The following is a 1138-nucleotide window of genomic DNA, read 5'->3' on the forward strand; positions in this document are numbered from 1 at the left end:
TTTTTCCGGTATTGTGGCGTCCATTCGGCCTTTCGAAAGAGGATCGAATTGGCGAGAACGATGAGTTTTCGTGCGACGGCGATGACGGCGCACAGGTGATCCTTTCCGTTCTGACGCAAGCGGGCGTAGAAAGAGGCGAGATCCGGATTGTGCCGGGTTGCCGTGAACGCGCACATGAACAGGCTCTTTCGCAGGCGTTCGCGACCACCCTGGATGCGGCGTCTGCCATGATATTTTCCGCTATCGTCGTCATAGGGTGCGACGCCGGCAAGGGCGGCGATTTCGGCGCGGCCGGCATGGCCGAGTTCGGGCAGCCGAATGATCAGGCACAGTGCGCTGCGCAGCCCGATGCCCTTGATGGAGATCAGCAGATCGAGCCGTTCTGCCAGGTCACAATCGTCGCGAACCGTCTTTTCGAGCCGCAGCAGATGAGCCTTGCGGCAGGTTTCGAGGCGGGCGACCTCGCGCGCGTGACGGCGTTTGATCGCCTCCGACAAGGCGGTCTCGGCAAAGGTCTTGACCAGCGCGATCTGCTGCTCGATCTGTTCCAGATAGGTCAGTTCGGCGGCCAACTTGTCGAAGCGAGCGTCCGGCAGCGCCGGCAACTGCTCGAGGCTTGCCGTGAAGAGCGCAATCAGCACGGCATCGAGGCGATCGTTCTTGGCCCGCTTGAGCCGGCTCTTAGCGAAGAAGCGCAATTGCGCCGGCTGCAGACGCGCCGCCGGCCGCTTTCCGGCCCGCAGATGCCCCAGCAGCCGCCATTCATAGCCGCCGGAGGCTTCGAAGCCGATGCGGCTGACGTCATGCTCTTGAAGAAAGGCGTCAAGCGCCTTCAGGCCGGCAATGTCATAAGTGACCCTCAGCCTTGCGCGGCCGGGATGGAGGGCAATGTCGAGATGGCTTTTGCCGACATCGATTCCGGCACAGATCATGCTATTATCGGTCATCTTCGTCGTCCCTGTCTTGGATACGAACCCCAAGGTTCCTGCAACCACACGGGCCAGATGAAGAGCCGGTTGCGATCCTGCTCCCCACAGCCCCAAACGGCTAAGAAGGTGACGATCCGACAACCAGCTGCCGGGCGGGCGGCCACCCGCCCGGCAAGCGTCAGTATCCTACATTTTTCTTATCCAAGAAG

General features: G+C 61.3%; 1 protein-coding gene. It reads right to left on the bottom strand.

Translation table 11 applies throughout. The features are described from left to right. The coding region (locus tag EFQ99_RS34825; RefSeq protein WP_126925343.1) for an IS110 family RNA-guided transposase at positions 1-947 on the bottom strand (947 nt) is incomplete at its 3' end. Positions 948-1138 lie beyond the last annotated feature (191 nt).

The organism is Rhizobium vallis, assembly GCF_003985155.1.
GTDB lineage: Bacteria > Pseudomonadota > Alphaproteobacteria > Rhizobiales > Rhizobiaceae > Rhizobium > Rhizobium vallis.